Below are 18,489 nucleotides of genomic sequence, written 5' to 3'. Positions count from 1 at the left end.
TGATTTCTTTTTTTTTGTGACATGGTTACAGACAGAACCTGCGAAAATTATATATAATGACATCAATAAAACTGTTAAACAGATAACAATGAGAGCTGAGGGGGATAACAATATGGCTAAAAAGACTATTATCGTTGGTGGAGTTGCCGGAGGCGCTACCACAGCGGCAAGACTTCGTAGAAGAGACGATTCTATGCAGATTATTATGCTGGAAAGAGGCGATTATATTTCCTATGCAAACTGTGGTTTGCCTTATTATATCGGGGATGTAATCACAAGTAGGGATGCGCTGCTTCTGCAGACACCTGAAGCAATGAAAAATAAATTTAATATTGATGTACGGGTATCCAGTGAAGTAACAAGAATTATTCCAGAAGAGAAAAAAATCGAGGTAAAAAATAAAAAAACAGGTGAGGTTTATGAAGAGACCTACGATAATTTAGTTTTGGCGACAGGTTCTTCACCCATAAAGCCTCCTATCCCTGGAATTAATTCCGATAATATTTTTACTTTGTGGACAGTACCTGATACAGATCAAATTAAAGCTTATCTTACAGAGAAAAAACCGAAACGTGCGGCTGTAATCGGTGGAGGTTTTATTGGTCTTGAAATGGCTGAAAATCTTCATGAAGAAGGCTTGGAAGTTTCCGTAATTGAAATGCAGACTCAGGTTATGGCACCGGTTGATCCTGAAATGGCCAATTTGGTTCATGAAAATATGGTAATGAATCGGGTTAATTTGATTTTGGGCGATGGTGTAAAAGAATTCCATCATAAAGGAAATGTGGTACAAATCGAATTGACAAGCGGAACAGTTGTGGAAGCTGATTTGGTTATTTTATCCATTGGTGTAAGACCAAACAGTGAACTTGCAAAACAAGCAGGAATGGCACTGAATAAAAAAGGCGGCGTGCTTGTTGATGAGTATCTCCAAACCTCTATCCCTGGTATTTATGCAGTAGGTGATGTTATTGAAGTTTCCAATTATGTGACAAAAGAGAAAACAATGATACCCCTTGCCGGTCCCGCAAATAAGCAGGCTCGTATATTGGCAGATAACTTGGTTGGAGACAAGAAAACATATAACGGAACATTAGGAACTGCAGTGGCAAAGGTATTTGACTTAAATGTTGCAAGTACGGGACTGAATGAAAAACAATTAAAAGCTATGGGAAAAGTAAAAAACCAGGACTATTTTGTGGCATTGATTAACCAGAAATCCCATGCCGGATACTATCCCGGAGCAACACCTTTAATCCTTAAAATGATTTTTGATAAAGAAGGAAAAATCCTTGGTGGGCAGATTGTTGGGCAGGATGGTGTAGATAAACGAATTGATACCCTTGCTACCACAATGCGCTTAAACGGAAACGTCTATGATCTGGAAGAATTGGAACTTGCTTATGCACCACCATTTTCTTCTGCAAAAGATCCTGTTAATATGTTGGGGTTTGTAGCAGAGAATATTTTACACGATTTAGTAAGCTTTGTTCAGTGGAACGAATTGGATGCCTTAATGGCTGATGAAAGCAAGAAAAATGAATATGTTGTTTTGGACGTAACTGAAGACATGGAAAGAATGGTATTTGCAATTCCAGGCTCTTATCATATTCCTATAGGTCAGGTGCATAAGAGATTTGGCGAATTGGATAAAAACAAAGTGATTATTATATATTGCACAATTGGTGTACGTTCTTATAATGCGGCACGAATTTTAAGACAAAATGGGTTCAAAAAGGTGACTGTATTGGCAGGCGGAACATCATTTTATAAATCCATGCACTATGAAAACAGCACAACCCATTTCGAACCTGAAGAAAAAAAAAAGAATGAAGAACCAGCAAGAATTTCTGATAAAGAAATGAAAGTTTTGAATTGCTGTGGCTTACAGTGTCCGGGGCCCATTATGAAGGTGAGTGAAACAATCTCTGATATGAAGGAGAATGAAATTTTGAAGGTATCCGCTACGGATATGGGATTCTCAGCGGATATTGCTTCATGGTGCCGCAGAACGGGAAATACTCTGGTAAAGACAGAAAGAGAAAACAAAGAAAATATTGTTTTTATTAAAAAGGGTGGAGAAGGTGTAACCCCCAAAAAGGAAAACCAAGTGATAGATACACCCCAAGGAAAGACAATTATTGTTTTCAGCGGTGATTTGGATAAGGTACTTGCATCATTCATTATCGCAAATGGTGCTGCTTCTATGGGCAGACCGGTTACCATGTTTTTTACTTTCTGGGGACTTAATGCTTTAAGAAAATCTCATGGGCCTTCCGTGAAAAAACCGTTTATGGACAGAATGTTTGGCTCTATGATGCCAAGAGGAAGTCAAAAGCTGAAACTTTCTAAGATGCACATGGGCGGTATGGGAACTGCTATGATGAAGAAAGTTATGAGAGACAAAAATGTGGATTCTCTGGAAACATTGATGCAGCATGCAATGAACAAAGGAATCAAATTGGTTGCCTGTACCATGTCAATGGATATTATGGGAATTACAAAGGATGAATTACTTGACGGTGTTGAATATGCTGGGGTTGCATCTTACCTCGGAGATGCGGAAGAATCTAATGTGAATTTGTTTATTTAAAAATTAGCAATAACATTTAAATGATGGGATCAACGGCTATCTGTTCTAAATTTGTATGAGCAGATAGCCGTTTTTTTAAAGTAAAGAAAGTTTTTGAGAATAAAGTGGATGAGTGATAAATGAAAATAATCCCAATGTATCATGCTGAATGTGGATAAATTATGCGGTATGGCTGTTCTTCTAAATGGACTTTATGGTATAATAGGTTAGTTAAAAATCAAGATGAAAAAATGCAAACAATAGACTTTCTGATAAGCTGATGCAATATTGTAAAAAGATAAAGTTTTTCAGAACGTTGTGTTTTGCTGAAGGAAACCTTAAAGGAGAATAATATGAAAATTTCAAAAAAAGATGCACTAATGTGGTTTGAATTTTTCTCTGCTTTGCCGGAAGATGAAACGCTTTTGACTACACAGCAAGAAATTATGTATGCTGTCTTTGCACAAATTGAAGGGGCAGTTGATTATAGAAATGATATGTTAATGTCGGAAATCAAAGGTTTAAAAACTTTGGAAAACCGAACTTTTTATGTAGGCGAGGATAAGAAATTCCCCAAAGGATGTTGTTCTTGCCTCTTGGGCACAGGTTTGACTGCAATCAGAAAAACAAACAAATGCAATTTAGAGTGTAAGTTTTGCTATAATTTTGGAGAATTGGATGAGATTGCGCCTATTGGAGAAGGAATGTGGGAAATTGGAGGAACAAAATTTTATGAAAAAGACATTGATTTACTTCTTACAATTCAGCCAAAACCCACAGGTGTTTCTTATGTTTATTTAGAACCATTTATGGAAATTGAAAAATATTATTCCGTGATAAAGAAATTTAGGGCTGCAGGTATTCATCAACATCTTTATACAAATGGTGTTTTGGCGACAGAAGAAACACTAAAAGCTTTGAGCGAGGCAGGCCTTGATGAAATACGTTTTAACTTGGGGGCTTCAAATTGTTCAGACAAGGTGATTGAAAATATTGGAATAGCAAAAAAATATATTAAGAACGTGGGCATTGAGACACCCATGACACCGGAATTCTTTGATGCCTTTTTTAAGAAAAAACCAGCAATTTTGGATACAAAACTTGATTTTATCAATTGTGCGGAATTGCATTTGAATGGAAATAACATAGATAATTATTGGGGAGAGAATATGTATATATCCAGACATGGCTATATTTCACCTATTTGGAGTAGGGAATTAACATTGAAATTTATGAAAGCGGCAGTTGAAGAAAAATGGGGGTTTGTTGTTCATGATTGTTCAAACCATACAAAGTTTGCAAGAGGTTTGAACTTAAATGGAAAAGAAGGCGGCTGGTTTGGCTCTAGTAACTATGGATGTGAGTTTTCCAAGATACCATATGAAGTATTTTTACCAATACTGCGTGACGATAATTTCAAATTTTTGAGTGAAGAAGAATTACCGGATGGTTATAAACCGGGAACATTAATGTTTTAGGTTTTCAATGATAGGGCATGATATTGTTTTATTGGAGGTTTTGAAAGTTTTTCTGTAAATAGATTTTATAGGGTCTTCTATGCTAAAATATGATATCATAGGAGACTTTTTATTATGGTAAAAGAAAAAAGGCAATATACAAGATACAAAAGACAGATGAAAAATTAGGTTTTGGGGGAATTAATAACTTGTATGCATTGTGATTTTATATTTTTTTAGCGAGGGTGAACATGAATATTGATTTTGTAAACTTAACAACAGAAAACTTTGAAAATGAGTATTTATTCTGTATTATCCGCAGTAAAAAGCCCCATCAAGGGATTGAAGCAAAGCGACAATGGCTTTCAGACCGGTTGAAGGAAGGTCATGAAATGCAAGGGCTCCGGTTTTTATTGAATATGGTTCACTTGAAACAGCGTGGGTTCCTATAACTGGTGACAACTATTATTATATATACAGCTTATGGGTTTCTGGCAGTGACAAAGGAAAAGGGTATGGGAGATTTGCTGTTAGAGATGCCATCCAAAAAGCAGTTCCAGTTTCGTGAGGTGCTGAAGGGAAAAAGCAGTACGCTGTTGTATCTACAGTTTCGAAAATTAAAATACAAGTATCAAAATAAAGAATTTTGGTGTAAAGGAGTTGTATTTAATATTAAAAAAGAGAAATGGATTTTATAAGGGGCTAAGCCTTAGGTTAAAAACCTATAGACTTAGTCCTTTTTTCATAAAACAGACAGTAAGGAAGGTTAATTAAAATGGCAAAACAATAATCAAGCATTTTCCGAATTATTTGCTTTTTTATATTCTGGTTGCTAAAAAACACTGGGATTTATATTTAAAAACACATAACAAAAAGCCCTTAGCGAAAAAGGCTAAAGGCAAAGATGCCAACAGTAAGATTAGTAACGTTTGTATTAGGCATAGGAATATTTAGTGTGATCTTTTAGAAAATGCGGCCTTTGCTTATTTAAATTTTTAAGAAGTAAATCGGCGCTGTTATTCGTCTATTAAGGAATTAAGTTTTATTTCTTTCTAAATATATGGGATTTATTTCAACAAAAAAATTGTTATTCAACAATGACATGTTGGAACAAACGGAAATTTTGATCTACTGGAAAGATAATTTTTTGTTAAAAAAATCCATTACAAAATCAATGAATCTTTTTGCAGCTGGAGAAGCATCTTTGTACGATTTTATTCCGATACCAAGAATTCTTTGATAAGAAGGCGACAACGGTAGTATCTGCAGATTTTCTTTTCGTTGTTCTACAATTAGACGTGGAAGAATACTGAGGCCTAAATGATGTTCAACCATAGACATAATGGTAAAGTCTTCTCTTGAGGAGCAAAGTATGTATGGTGATACATATTGTTCTGCCAATAATCTTTGAATATTTTTTTCAATACTTGGGTCAAACAAGATAAAAGGTTTCTCATGGAAGTTGCTAATAGGATAGGCTTCAAGATCCTTATCTAAGGGGTAGTCTTTCGGGAAAATTGCCACATAGTCATCTTCTTGTATAGGTATAAATTCAATATTGTGGCTTGGCCAATAATTATAAAAGCAGAAATCCACATCCCGATTAGTTACCCAGGAGTAGAGTTCATCAATACCACCTTCTTTTATTAAAATATGTATTTGGGGATGTTTTTTATGGTAGGCGTCTAATATTGCAGGTAGCCAGTGAATAGCAATACTTGAAAACGTACCGATGTTTATAGTACCAGACTCAATACCTTTAATATCATCTATGAATTGTTCTAATTGTGCATGGGTAGCAAGTAGTTCTCTGACCTTAGGGATCAGTTCATGCCCAACCGTTGTCAAATGAACACCATATCTATCTCTTGTAAACAGCTTTAAGCCCAATTCATCTTCAAGTCGTTTCATGGTATGGCTTACACTCGACTGTGTATATTTTGTTAAATTGGCAGCATAAGAAATATTTTCGTGTTCAGCTACAATGTTAAATAATTTATAAGTATTGAGATCCATGAATACACACCTTTCTAAAAGAGGTTTGACACTAGTCAGGTAAAATAATACTAGAGTATAAAATTAGAATGAGGTTTTTCATAATTGTATTCACATAAATAAACTCATAGATTCCCTGATTGAGTTCATCAGATGAGTGAAAGGAATACAAGTTAAAATATTCGCTTTAAGTGTATTAAAAAAACACTTCATTGGTGGTTTATTATATGGACAACCAGCGCAACGCATGCGGTGATGTACATAATTTTTCTCACAAAAGTCTTTCAAATTTGTTGATGTAAACTGGCTTCTTTGGTCGCTTTGAAGAATGATCTCTTTACTAGGTGTATGTCTTTTTTAAGCAGTTGTATGCATATTTATTGCTAGTTCTGCTTTGAGAAGGAATTTTTCTTTTGCACATCTACGAGTTCTTATTGTAGATGTCTGATTTCTTATAGGTATCGTTTTCTTCTTGAAAATTTAATTTATTGGCGTTATTACGGGTGCTGTTGTAATCAGTAAATTATGTGCTCTTTTTCATATGATATTGTTCGATAAAGCTTTTTCGTCCGACATTCTTCCAGAATAGAGGCGAAGAGCTTTTTCTTTTAAATAAGGTTTTTGCCATTTGCAACAGTTCTTTGGATTTAGTTATATTTTACCAAACTATACGGGTGCGTTACAATCCGGTCAAGTATGAATGTTTGTACTAACTGATAGAAATAACAATCGTTATACAAATATCAATATTATAAATATACTCTAAATATACGCTAAATGTTTTTAAGAAGCAAAGGGAATTGAATAGCATATTTCGACTTTAAAATGTACAAAAAGCTAAGGAGAGATGAAAATGAAACGGAAATTCTCATATCTATTAAAACAGCATATTGGGAGTCCATCGAAACCAATTGTACAAAAGGGAGACAAAGTATTGAGAGGTCAGCTGATTGCGGAGGCACCGAAAGATCAACTTGGAGCAAATGTTTTTTCCAGCATATCAGGCGAGGTAGAAGAAGTCACAGAACAGCAAATTCGTATTATTGCCGATGAAATACAGTCTAAAGAATATGTAAAGCTTACGTCTGATGCACCGTTGGATTTGATTCGGGAATCAGGTTTGGTAGGACTTGGTGGAGCCGGATTTCCTACATATGCAAAGTTACAAAAACCATTTACGGGTGAGGGAACGGTGATTGTAAATGCTGCAGAATGTGAGCCGATATTAGACCATAATATGCGTCGTATTGATACAGAAGCAGATAAATTAATCAAAGGACTCAAAATTGTAATGGAAGCGGTAAAGGCGAACAAGGGAATTATTGCAATCAAGAATATTCACACAGAAGAGATTGAACGGCTGAAAACAGGTATCAATGAATCAAATATTGCAGTGGCAACCCTCCCTAATATGTATCCCATGGGGGAAGAAAGAGCAATTGTGCGTGAGGTTCTTGGAACACTTTTAGAAGTTGATCAGCTTCCCATGGCTGCCAATGCCATTGTTATAAATGCGGAAACAGTATTCAAAATTCGTGAAGCCGTGGAAGATAAGAAGCCGCTAATAGAGAAAGATATGACGGTTGCGGGAAAGTTACAGGGAAAGTTACTTCAGGTTATGCTTGATATGCCCCTTGGTATGCTCATTGGTGATGTGTTTAAAGAAGCCGGCGGAATCGGTTTGGAATATGGAGAAATTGTTATGGGCGGTCCATTTACAGGAAAAAGGGTAAGCCTTGAAGATCCCATTATTAAAACAACAGGAGGTTTGATTGCAACAGAAGAATTTTGGAAGGGACCTGAAAAAATAGGACTTTTGGTATGTGCGTGCGGTGGGAACAAAGAGCGATTAGAGCAGATTGCAGCAAGCATGGGTTCCAAGGTTGTAGGAATAGAGTATTGCAAACAAGCAAAAGAATTAAAAAACGGGACGAGAAAGTGTGAAAACCCGGGAAAATGTCCAGGTCAGGTGCAAAAGGTTTTGAAATTAAAAAAAGATGGGGCACAGGCTTTGCTGATTAGTAATTGTACAGATTGCTCCAATACGGTTATGTCATGTGCACCACAGTTGAAATTACCGGTTTATCATTGTACAGACGGTCCCTTGCGTGCAGTAAACATGAAACTGGTACGAAGAATAAAAGAATAAAAGTAAAAGCCAAGGGTTTTGATAGAAATAAGATCGGATGTATAAACGATAGCACTTTACAATTCCATGAAGGAGTTGAAAAGATAAAACAAAATAAAAAAAGGGGTGTGATAACAAATGTCAATTACACAGGAAACATTAAAAAATCATTTAAAAGATCCGGCAATTTTTTGTTGTCGTAGGGAGAAAGGGGCGGTTATCGGAGCAGCAGACTTGGAAGATCCAGGGTTATTCGAAGATATGATTGATGCAGGGCTGCTCACTTTGAGTGATGATGCACTTACAATTGAACAGGTGTTGGGAAGCACATTATTAACAAATGTAGAAGCTCTGACACCAATTACAAGGGATGTATTGGATAAGGTTAATCAGGTTGAGACAGCGCTTAAGGCCACTGCATTGGTGAAAGATGAAAAAGATTCAGAACAGATTATGGCTTCAAATACATATGTAGGAGGAACTGGTATGATTCATGTAAATATTGATAAGTTAGAAGGATTATCTCTAGATATTCCTGTTGGAGCAGCACTTGGCGGCAGCATGCAGGTACCGGCACCTGTACAGGAGAACAAGGGTGAGAAGCATGTAATCAGAAAACTAATCAAGAAGCATATCAAAATTGTTGATGCTGAGATTGGAAAGAAAACATCAATTAAAGACGGAAAGATAACAATTGATGGAAGCATCGTAAAAAAAGCAGCGGAAGAAGATCCTTTATGTGTCAGCTTGAAACTGGATGTAATAAAACCTGAGGAACGTCACCTCTATACAGAAACAATTATGGATGTATGCCCCATTGCAACAAAGATCGAGGGAGAGTTAGGCGAAGGAATCACAAAAGTGGCAGACGGCGTAGTCTTTATGCTTACGGGTGTTGACGAGGATGGCGTGCAGGTTCATGAATTTGGTTCTTCAGAGGGATTCCTTGATGAAAAGATGTATTTCGGACATCCCGGTTGTGCAGATGAAAATGATATTATCATTCGTTGTCATGCAGTGATTAAGAGACTTTCAGGAATGACAAGACCGGGGCCTTTTGCGGCACATAAATGCCAGGACTATATCATTCAGGCAGTTCGGAACGAATTAAAGCAATATGAAGGCGAAGTAATTAAAGAAGAAATTTGTGAAGACGTTAGAAGAAAAGGGAACCCTCGTGTTGTTCTTGTAAAAGAGATCATGGGACAGGGCGCAATGCATGATAACGTACTTTGCCCTACAGAACCTTGTGGCATCCTCGGTGGACAGAAGAACGTTGACTGCGGTAACGTTCCTATTATTTTAACGCCGAACCAGGTTAGAGACGGATCTATCCATGCACTTACTTGTATTGGACCCGCAACCAAAGAGATGACTCGTCATTATATCCGTGAACCCCTGGTAGAAGGTTTGGCAATGGATGAAGAATTAGATTTAATAGGTGTTGTATGCATTGGATCGCCGCAGGTTAACGATGAGAAGTTATGGGTATCTGAGAGACTTGGATCATTATTGGAAGGTCTTGATATTGATGGCTGTATCATCACAACTGAGGGTTTTGGTAACAACCATATTGATTTTATTCAGCATATCGGTCAGGCAGGTAAGCGTGGAATTCCTGTAGTCGGCGTATCTTTCTGTGCTTATCAGGGGCAGTTAGTGGTCGGTAATGAGTACGCTACAGCTATGATTGAAGAGAATATGGATCAGGGCGGATTTGAGAATAATGTTGCCGGGTGCTCATGTGTAACGAAAGAAGTAGCAGTGCGTGCAATTCAGATGCTGAAGAATAAGATGGCAGGCGTTGAGGTTCTTCCTGCTCCAAAGAAATGGAGCAATGACGTTATTAATAAGAACAACAAGTTATTGGGGCTTCCTGAAACAAAATTACTTGATAACGGGACGTTACACTAATGGGTGCCGCGACTTATCAAATCAATCCTGTATTAATGGGAGGATTGGTGAAAGAGGCAACAGATCAATCCGTTAAAATTCATCTGCATGGACGACTTGGTGTATTGGAAGTTCCCAGAAGTATGATTGTAGGAGATACAAAAATAGAAACTGGTCATGAACTACAATTTTATTTTAGCTATATCAAAGTCGTTGAGGATGCTTTTGACTATGACTTTTCGGATTTAAATACAAACCATAGTATTAGACCGTGTTTCATAAATGGAAAACTGATAGAAGTAAATGATACCGCAGGAAAAGTTGAGATAGCAAACGGATTTGGAACAGTAGCTGTTCCCCGACGTTGGTTCTTCACACCCCTTTTTCTGGAAGTAGGGCAGGACGTAGAGTGTTATCTCAGCTGCATGGAAGTGATGCAAAAAAGAGAGATTCCGGCATCATTTATTTAAAAAGTCGTTTATAACAGAAATTAATTATAACAGTTATAACAGGAGGAGAATTTCATGAAATTAACAACACTAGAAGGAATGCAATCCGAAATCTTTGTTCCGGTGACACCAAAGCCGGTTTTTACAGAATTAAAAAAACCAATCAATGAATGCAAAGTGGCTTTTATTACAGCAGGTGGAATTCACAAAAAAAGTCAGACACCATTTAACACATCCGGTGATTTCTCATATCGTACAATCGAATTTGATACACCATCTTCAGAGCTTATGGTTACCCATGGTGGATTTGATAATTCGGATATCAACAAGGACGTTAATGCAATGTTCCCCATTGATCGTCTTCATGAGTTATTAAAAGAAGGATTCATCGGTTCGCTTCCAAAAGAAACATACACCTTCATGGGTGGCGGTGGAAATGTTGAAAAATTCAGTAATGAAACCGGTCCGGAAATCGCGAAAAAATTAGCAGCGCAAGGTGTTGATATTGTATTGTGCACAGGCGGATGTGGAACTTGCCATCGTTCAGCAACTATCATTACTCGTTGTTGTGAAGCGGAAGGAATGAGTTGTGTAGTGATTGCTGCACTTCCTCCTATTGCTCGTCAGCAGGGAGCACCACGTATTACGGCTCCCCATGTTCCCATCGGTTCCAATGCAGGAGAGCCCAATAACATCCCCATGCAGACAGCAATTTTAAAGGAATCTTTGGAATGGATAAGAGATTGCCCCAGCTACAACGGTTTAAAGATACTTCCTTATGAATACAGACATAATGTATAACGATTAAGACTGTAGTTGATGAATAGAGTGCGAATGGAAATTTGTGCTCTATTCATATATTAGGACAAGAGGTTATGTTATGGGATTAGGACCGAGTATAAAAATGACGACGCTGCATCACTATCATTGCCCGATTACGAAACAGTTGCTGAAGGATAAGGAACTGGATTTTAGCGGAATCATAGTAAATGGTGTATCTGAAAGTTTTGATGACAAGGTGTTTACAGCGCAAAGGACTGGAGATATCGCTGGATGCATGAGAGCAGATGGAGCAATTGTAGCCATTGACGGATGGGGAAATCACCATATTGATTTTGTAAATGTGATTGAACAGTTAGGAATGAAGGGGATACCGTCCATTGGCATGAGTTACATAGGACAGCAGGGGCGGCTTGTTTGTACAAATAATTATGTTGAAACCATCGTTGATTTCAACAAGAATGCATCCGGATATGAATCATGTATTGTTGGAGACAACAACCTAAGTGCGTATGATGCAATCAAAGCAGTTGCATTGCTTAAGAGCAAGATGAAGAAAATGGGAAATTTTCGAAAGGATTTGGCAGCCGAAGAAAAAAGGGTAATGCGGTTGATTAGGAAGAATTATGCCATCGAAGAGATTAGATTTGGGGAAAAGACGGATATCTCACATGGAATTTTGACAATAAGGGGAGGTATTGAAGAAGGATTTGTGGGCTTGGAACCCAGTGTAAAAGAAATGCATGTCCGATTGATCAAGCCCAATGAACATCATCAGTTTATTAATTCGAATTTGGATTTTATGCCCATAGCCTATAAGCAAAGTGGCAATTTAGGGGCTGGAGAGACTCGTCTTTTAGCGGGCGCTACGGTTATGCTTACCGGAGTTGAGGATGTGAGCGGCTTCCAGCCCTCAAATATTGGATCTTCGGAAGGATACATGGATCATTGTATCAGGTTTAATCAGTCAGGCACGCCAGCTGAAGATGATAGTATTCTCCACATGGATTTTTTGTTTGAGAATGGAGAGGGGCGTACTGCAACGGGAATTCAAGCTGCACATCGTTTGGCAGATCATGTATTAAATGAGATACGAAAACAGATGCATAATATAGAAGATATGCCATATGCAACGGATGAATTCTATGATGTGATTAGACCAAACTGTAGTAGAGTGGTTTTGGTGAAGATTGTTTCCGGTCTTGGCAATATGTATGATACCGCAGTGTTTCCCAATCAACCGGGCGGATATATTGGTGCCAGAAATCTTATTGATATGCGAAACACTCCTTTTGTCATTACGCCAAATCAATGTTTGGATGGTGTAATTCATTCTTTGATTTAGGATACCGTAAAAATTAATGAATGTTGGGGGAAATACGGTTTTACAACATAATGCAAAAATGTATTAGCTTTTTTAAACTTAAAAAAGAGAGGAAGAAGAGCAATTATGAAGGCCATAAGAACAATTCATGCAATTGATTCCCATACTATGGGCGAACCTACAAGAATTGTAACAGGAGGAGTTCCAGTGATACCGGGAAATACAATGTCAGAAAAAAAGGCATATTTAGATAAAAACTTGGATTATTTACGCACAAGTATTATGCATGAACCAAGAGGCCACAAAGATATGTTTGGTTCGATTATTACGCAACCGATATCTTCAGAAGCAGACTTAGGGATCATCTTCATGGATGCAGGTGGTTATTTAAATATGTGTGGTCATGGTTCTATAGGTGCGGCAACGATTGCTGTAGAAACGGGTATGGTACCGGTTGAAGAACCCTATACTTATGTTACGCTGGAAGCACCGGCGGGTTTAATTAAAGCTAAGGTAAAAGTTGAAAATGGAAGAGCGCAAGAGACGACGATTACAAATGTTCCGTCATTTGTGTACAAGAAAAATGTGGAAATAGATATCCCTGAAATTGGAAAAGTTCCAGTTGATATTGCGTTTGGAGGAAGTTTCTTTATTCTTGTAAAAGCTGAAGATGTGAATATGGAAATAAGTCCATCAAATGCCAATAAAATCTGTAGCTTGGGTATGTTGATTCGAAATATTGTAAATGAAACCATTGAGGTACAACACCCAACACTTAGCCACATTAATACAGCAGATTTAGTAGAATTTTATGGATCGGCGAAAAGTCCAGAAGCATCTGCCCAAAATGTTGTTGTTTTTGGCGATGGACAGTTTGACCGATCACCATGTGGAACAGGAACAAGTGCAAAAATTGCAACATTATATAGCAAAGGACTCATTGGAATAAATGAAGAATTTGTTTACGAGAGTATTACAGGAACTATGTTTAAGGCAAGGATCATAGGAGAAACACAAGTGGGCGAATATAAAGCGGTTATTCCGGAAATTTGCGGAAAAGCCTTTATAACAGGTATTAATGAGTTTTTGATTGATCCTGATGATCCTTTGAAATACGGTTTTGTTGTTGATTAATTAGCGGAGGGGAATTCCTATACTTTTCATAAAAAACTTAAGGGAGGAATAAAACGTGTTACAAATCGTTCTAGGACTGCTCTTTATTATTACATTATATTTTTTAGTAATGTTTATTCGAGATTATATTAAGGTGAAAAATGCTGGTGAACTTGAAAAAACTAATTTTTTTGCTCTTGGCGGGGTAGGATTTGTTACAAATTTTTTTGACACTTTAGGGATAGGGAGCTTTGCTCCAACCACAGCATTATTTAAGTTTTTTAATTTATCAAAGGACAAAACTTTACCGGGAACTTTAAACGTATCAATGACAATTCCTGTTGTTCTTGAAGCTTTTGTTTTCTTAACGGTTATTAAAGTAGAGGCAGTTACTTTATTTAGTATGCTTGGTGCAGCGGCGGTTGGAGCTGTACTCGGAGCAGGTGTTGTATCGAAACTTGATGAGAAAAAAGTTCAAATGGGTATGGGAATTGCACTTTTGGTTGTTGCAGTTATCATGTTGTTTAGTCAAGCAGGCATTTTCCCTGTTGGCGGAGAAGCCATTGGCCTTACAGGAATAAAATTAATCATTGGAATTGTTGCAAACTTTATTTTAGGGGCGCTTATGACATTGGGTATCGGATTATATGCACCTTGTATGGCGCTAGTATATGCGTTAGGTCTTAGTCCTAAAGTTGCTTTCCCTATAATGATGGGTTCTTGTGCTTTCCTTATGCCGGCAGCTGGTGTAAAATTTGTAAAAGAAGGAGCCTATGATAAGAAAGCATCCCTAGCTATTACATTATTTGGTGCAGTTGGTGTGTTGGTGGCAGCGTATATTGTTAAATCTATGCCATTGAACACATTGAAATGGTTGGTAATTGTAGTTATTTTATATACGTCATTAACGATGTTCAAATCTGCGGTTAAAAAAACAGAAGTTGCAGAAACCATAACATCAAATGAAGAAATTTAGAAGCTTAAAAATATAAAGTTTAATAGTAACGTCACCTGTAATGAGGTAGTAGAGGAAACGAAATTTTGTTAGTGTATTTGAATAAAGTTAATAGGTAAGGGTGGTAGATAATCATACCACCGAGTCTTGAACGAAGTGAAAGCCAGCGTCATTTAGGCGCTGGCTACTGATAAGCCCTTATATGGCTAGTGCTAACCACGTCATTTAGGCGTGGTTATGATTCTTTGTAGCTTAATTATTTTTTTTATTTCGTACATTTCTGATCAGACCAGAAGGTTCCAGTGATATTTTCTTATCATAAATCAATTTCAAAAGACCAATTTGTTTATTATTCTTTTTTTCTATGCAATCTTTACAATTGCATTCGGAAACATAATCATCCGGCTCATTATAGGTTGTAATGACACCTTCGTAATTTCGCAGGATTACTTTGTTTTCAGCTGTTGAAATCAAATAATTTGGCATTACTGGAATTTTTCCACCGCCACCGGGGGCATCAATAACAAAGGTTGGCACTGCGAAACCTGAAGTATGTCCTCTTAGACCTTCTATGATTTCGATTCCTTTTGAAACCTTTGTTCTGAAATGCTTTATCCCCATGGAGAGATCGCACTGGTAAATATAGTATGGTCTTACCCTTATTTTTACAAGCTCGTGCATTAATTTCTTCATTACATGAATACAGTCGTTTACCCCTCGCAAAAGTACCGTCTGATTTCCTAAGGGAATTCCGGCATTTGCAAGCATCTCACATGCTTTTTTTGATTCCGGGGTGACCTCATTAGGATGATTAAAGTGGGTATTTAACCAAATTGGATGGTATTTTTTCAACATTTCTACAAGTTCTGGTGTTATTCTTTGGGGCATAACAACGGGAACTCTGCTACCGATTCTGATTATTTCAACATGTGGTATGGCTCTGAGACGTTTTATGATTTGTTCCAGTTTTTCGTCAGACAGCAAAAGAGGATCCCCGCCTGATATAAGGACATCCCTTATTACAGGTGTTTTTTCGATATATTCTATTGCTTTTTGAATTTGCTCCATGGGAAGTGATTGGTCTGTTTGTCCTGCAAATCTTCTTCTGGTACAATGTCTGCAATACATTGCGCACTTATCAGTAACTAAAAGAAGAACTCTATCCGGGTATCTGTGTGTAAGACCGGGAACCGGAGAATCAGCTTCCTCATGTAAAGGATCTTCACAATCGCAGCTGGATAATTCCAACTCTGAGGTAGTTGGGATTGCTTGTTTTCTAATGGGATCATTCGGATCACTCTGGTCTATTAAGGAAAGATAATACGGGGTAATTGCCATTCTTAAAGTACCAAGACATTTGTTAATACCCATTGCTTCTTCCGGAGTAAGCTTGATGTATTTCCTTAAATCATCGACGGTTTTTATTCTGTTTCTCATTTGCCATTTCCAATCATTCCAATCTTTGGCACTGACATTAGAAAAACTATTTTTATTATTTATTAATGATTGATTTATTCGTTCATTTTTATTTAATAAATTGCCTCTTAAATCTAAACTAACATTTTTTACAATTGCTTCACTATTCATCAAAGTCCCCCTTAATTTTTTAAATTTATATTTTTAACATTAAAATGAAATTTATTGCAAAGATTTATACCATACGTTCATATCTTCAATTTTTCCGCCGATTTGTGTGTTATTAATAAGTGTTCCGGAAAAAGTATAACCGCATTTTGCGAAAGTAGCATTCATACCATAAGATACTGAACGAGCAATGGTATATGCCGTTTTTATCTCTTGTTTTTTCATTTCCTTTTCCATTTCTCTCAATAAAAAATAAGAAAAATTGTAACCTCTATAAGTTGGATTCACTGCGAAGTCTGTCATTTCCACATTACTATCTTCTAGACCAATCTCGCAGGACGAAAGAGCGATAAGTTCACTTCCTTTCCAAATGCCAAAGTAAATTACATTACTGTTCATTGTTTCTTTGATATATTCGGGATCAGAGATTGGAAATGGGTAAGAGTCAAAAACCTGAGTATATAAATTTGCCATGTTCAAGGCATCCTGAGCATTTGCTTTTCTAAAAGTAAAATCGTCCTTTAAAATGATTTTTCCTTGGGAAAAATCCGAAGAACTCTTTGAGAGTGCATTTTCCAGTACTTTTTTATTCAGTTCATTATTTATTGTGCAACTTCGTTTTGCATCTAGATATTTAGCCATAAAAATACAATTTTCTTTTCCATCAAAAAACAGCGGTATACGAGCTTCCATAATATATCCGTTTTCTATAAACGAGTTGGAAAAAGAATCCGGAACCTTGGCAAATATTTTAGTATAGCTGTTTTTATCAGCCGCAGTATCTAATTCACTTAATATTTCAGGCATGTCTTCCTTAGCTAAATGCATAAGATAGATTCTGTTATTCCTGAGTCCATGCTGAATGAGAGAATTATTTATTTTAACGATTGTATCGTACATTGGTACCTCCTTAATATCAATCCGATCCCATCTGACAACTTATTATAACATATCAAGTTGTCAGAATCAAGTGAAATGAGTCGTCTTAATTATTTTTTACAATTTCTGTAATATTTTATTAGAACTTTAATGCGTTTTCTCTACAGATTTAACTTAAAAAGTAATTTTCGTATTTTATTTAAACCAATTAATTTCGCAAAAAATTTAGAGTAATTAAGTACAGCGGAAATTAATTAACTATGCTTCTTTTTTTCTATGTGGTATTCTTCTATAAAATTCTAGAAAATACTGGTAAAATTAACAAAAAACAATAGATTTTTTTGAAAAAAATGCATAATATATTATTTTTATTTATTGATTATGACGAAAAAGGAAAAAAAGATAGATTGTTTCTATATTTTTGTTATAATGATTGCGAAGAGGTTGAATGTGAAAAAGGAGGTAAAAAATGAATTTAAACCAATTGTATTACTTTAAGACTTTGGCGGAGTTGGAGCATTATACAAAAGCATCGGAGAAGTTGAGCATTTCTCAGCCAACATTAAGCCATTCTATTGCTGCAATGGAAAAAGAATTGGGGGCAAATCTTTTTGAAAAGCAGGGAAGAAATGTGGTATTAACCAAGTATGGCAGAATTTATTTGTTTTATGTGGAAAACGCTTTAACACAGTTGGAGCTGGGGAAAAATCAAATTGAAAGACTGATAGCTGTGGGGGGCGGTCACGTAGGATTGGCATATATGACATCGGTGGGTACGAATTTCGTGCCGGAAATCATTGCAGGGTTTTTAGATAATCCTCAGAATAAAAATATCTCTTTTTCATGTTATGAAGGAAATACGAAAACTTTACTTTATAATTTAAAAAGAGAAAAATATGATTTGATCTTTTGCTCAATGGTAGAAAATGAATGTGACGTAGAATTTATTCCTGTTTACGAGCAAGGCTTGGTCGTAATCGTACCTGAAAATCATACCCTGGCTGAAAAAAAGAAAGTTTCAATTCAGGATATCTGCCCCTATCCTTTGATTTGTTATACAAAGGAAAGTGGTATGCGTCGAATCATTGATGATCTGTTTACGAAAGCACAAATTATGCCTAATATTCTTTGTCAGTTTGAGGATGTAAATTCTATGGCGGGGTTGGTTGCGGCAAATCAAGGAATTGCTATCATTACCGATAATCCTACAATTCAAAACTATAATGTAGTAAAATTGGATTTGGATACGGCTTATTCCAAGCGTATGGTTTATCTTGCTTATATGGTAAATCGATATTTACCCCCTGCTGTTGAAAAATTTAAAGATTTTATTATTCAAATTACCCAGAAATAATGTTTT

General features: G+C 36.6%; 14 protein-coding genes and 1 pseudogene. 12 read left to right on the top strand and 3 right to left on the bottom strand.

Annotated elements, in window-relative coordinates; genetic code table 11:
* The first annotated feature begins 112 nt into the window (after positions 1-112).
* From P9Q65_RS06040 to P9Q65_RS13390, 4 genes and pseudogenes are all read left to right on the top strand, one after another.
* The gene (locus P9Q65_RS06040; RefSeq protein ID WP_304508469.1) at positions 113-2,593 is read left to right on the top strand and encodes an FAD-dependent oxidoreductase; all 2,481 of its coding nucleotides are present in this window, start codon (positions 113-115) and stop codon (positions 2,591-2,593) included.
* 332 nt (positions 2,594-2,925) lie between these two features.
* Entirely contained in the window at positions 2,926-4,050 is a 1,125-nt protein-coding gene (locus P9Q65_RS06035) for a radical SAM protein (RefSeq protein ID WP_304508468.1), read from the top strand.
* Between the two features lie 230 nt (positions 4,051-4,280).
* A pseudogene (locus P9Q65_RS06030) lies at positions 4,281-4,579 on the top strand (GNAT family N-acetyltransferase); the annotation flags it as partial.
* Positions 4,527-4,727, top strand: coding sequence for a hypothetical protein (locus P9Q65_RS13390; protein ID WP_442870837.1), 201 nt, complete (start codon positions 4,527-4,529; stop codon positions 4,725-4,727). The pseudogene P9Q65_RS06030 and the gene P9Q65_RS13390, both read left to right, overlap by 53 nt.
* 430 nt (positions 4,728-5,157) lie before the next feature.
* Here the strand turns inward: P9Q65_RS13390 and P9Q65_RS06020 are convergent, their stop codons facing one another.
* Complete coding sequence (locus tag P9Q65_RS06020; RefSeq protein WP_304508467.1) at positions 5,158-6,045, bottom strand: LysR family transcriptional regulator; 888 nt, start codon at positions 6,043-6,045, stop codon at positions 5,158-5,160.
* 832 nt (positions 6,046-6,877) lie between these two features.
* On the opposite strand from P9Q65_RS06020, the gene prdC reads away from it, so the two are divergent.
* The 7 genes from prdC (at position 6,878) to P9Q65_RS05985 (ending at position 14,687) form a co-directional block, all read left to right on the top strand.
* A complete protein-coding gene (prdC, locus tag P9Q65_RS06015) occupies positions 6,878-8,173 on the top strand; it encodes a proline reductase-associated electron transfer protein PrdC (RefSeq protein ID WP_304508466.1) in 1,296 nt (431 codons plus the stop codon).
* Positions 8,174-8,290: 117 nt separating this feature from the next.
* Positions 8,291-10,066, top strand: coding sequence for a D-proline reductase (dithiol) proprotein PrdA (prdA, locus tag P9Q65_RS06010; RefSeq protein WP_304508465.1), 1,776 nt, complete (start codon positions 8,291-8,293; stop codon positions 10,064-10,066).
* Positions 10,066-10,515, top strand: a complete 450-nt coding sequence (locus tag P9Q65_RS06005; RefSeq protein ID WP_304508464.1) for a CBO2463/CBO2479 domain-containing protein — start codon at positions 10,066-10,068, stop codon at positions 10,513-10,515. The genes prdA and P9Q65_RS06005 overlap by 1 nt, the downstream gene beginning before the upstream one ends.
* Before the next feature lie 54 nt (positions 10,516-10,569).
* Positions 10,570-11,295, top strand: a complete 726-nt coding sequence (prdB, locus tag P9Q65_RS06000; protein WP_304508463.1) for a D-proline reductase (dithiol) protein PrdB — start codon at positions 10,570-10,572, stop codon at positions 11,293-11,295.
* 79 nt (positions 11,296-11,374) lie between these two features.
* On the top strand, positions 11,375-12,619 hold the full coding sequence (locus P9Q65_RS05995; protein ID WP_304508462.1) for a glycine/sarcosine/betaine reductase component B subunit: 1,245 nt from the start codon (positions 11,375-11,377) through the stop codon (positions 12,617-12,619).
* A 105-nt stretch (positions 12,620-12,724) separates the two neighbouring features.
* On the top strand, positions 12,725-13,732 hold the full coding sequence (locus tag P9Q65_RS05990; RefSeq protein WP_304508461.1) for a proline racemase: 1,008 nt from the start codon (positions 12,725-12,727) through the stop codon (positions 13,730-13,732).
* Positions 13,733-13,787: 55 nt separating this feature from the next.
* Entirely contained in the window at positions 13,788-14,687 is a 900-nt protein-coding gene (locus tag P9Q65_RS05985; protein WP_304508460.1) for a sulfite exporter TauE/SafE family protein, read from the top strand.
* A 231-nt stretch (positions 14,688-14,918) separates the two neighbouring features.
* Here P9Q65_RS05985 and ablA read toward each other — a convergent pair whose 3' ends face one another.
* On the bottom strand, positions 14,919-16,253 hold the full coding sequence (ablA, locus tag P9Q65_RS05980; RefSeq protein WP_304508459.1) for a lysine 2,3-aminomutase: 1,335 nt from the start codon (positions 16,251-16,253) through the stop codon (positions 14,919-14,921).
* Positions 16,254-16,304: 51 nt separating this feature from the next.
* A complete protein-coding gene (gene ablB / locus P9Q65_RS05975) occupies positions 16,305-17,150 on the bottom strand; it encodes a putative beta-lysine N-acetyltransferase (protein WP_304508458.1) in 846 nt (281 codons plus the stop codon).
* A gap of 448 nt (positions 17,151-17,598) precedes the next feature.
* Here ablB and P9Q65_RS05970 point away from each other — a divergent pair, with 448 nt between their 5' ends.
* The gene (locus P9Q65_RS05970) at positions 17,599-18,483 is read left to right on the top strand and encodes a LysR family transcriptional regulator (RefSeq protein ID WP_304508457.1); all 885 of its coding nucleotides are present in this window, start codon (positions 17,599-17,601) and stop codon (positions 18,481-18,483) included.
* The last annotated feature ends 6 nt before the right edge of the window (positions 18,484-18,489 follow it).

It is taken from the genome of Anaerotignum sp., from assembly GCF_030625865.1.
Lineage (GTDB): Bacteria > Bacillota > Clostridia > Lachnospirales > Anaerotignaceae > Chakrabartyella.
The sequence above is the reverse complement of the archived record's forward strand: the minus strand, read 5'-3'. Positions and strand labels throughout refer to the sequence as shown.